The sequence below is a fragment of the Bartonella sp. AA83SXKL genome, assembly GCF_042196965.1.
Lineage (GTDB): Bacteria > Pseudomonadota > Alphaproteobacteria > Rhizobiales > Rhizobiaceae > Bartonella.
In genome coordinates this window covers 740-1,215 of the sequence record NZ_JBHIRG010000090.1, presented here as the reverse complement: position 1 = coordinate 1,215, position 476 = coordinate 740, and the positions used below count along the sequence as shown (strand labels likewise).

1 protein-coding gene and 1 pseudogene are annotated in these 476 nt (G+C 42.2%); both read left to right on the top strand.

Annotated features, from left to right (window positions below; genetic code table 11):
- Positions 1-103, top strand: a 103-nt coding sequence (locus ACFINO_RS09835; RefSeq protein WP_375655632.1) for a class I SAM-dependent methyltransferase, incomplete at its 5' end; no start/stop codon positions are given.
- Positions 104-106: 3 nt separating this feature from the next.
- Positions 107-476, top strand: a pseudogene (locus ACFINO_RS09830) (ubiquinone biosynthesis protein UbiB); the annotation flags it as partial.

The following is a 476-nucleotide window of genomic DNA, read 5'->3' as shown; positions in this document are numbered from 1 at the left end:
AGATGATTTTGCCCATATGATCAATCATGTAGGTTTTTCGCGAGTATCATACCGCAACCTCACGGGTGCAATCGCAGCGCTGCATTCAGCCTGGAAGATTTAAAAAATGGTGCAAATTTCCACTTACTTTCAATTAATACGTACTGGATGGGTTTTAGCACGTGAAGGCGTTTTGAGTGCTTTGCCTCACGATGATCTTCAAGGATTTCCAGCATTATGCCACCGTATCGCAAGTATGTTAGCGCGGCGTAAAACGAAAAAAAAGCGACGATCTGAAAAACTTTCCTATGCCATCAATAGGCTCGGCCCTTCTTACATAAAACTTGGTCAATTTCTTGCTACCAGACCCGATATTGTAGGACGTGATATTGCGGAAGATTTAGCACAACTACAAGATCGTGTTCAAACATTTTCCTGTACGGCTGCCATTGATCAAATTGAAAGTTCGCTTGGTCGCTCTATCAATGATTTATTCG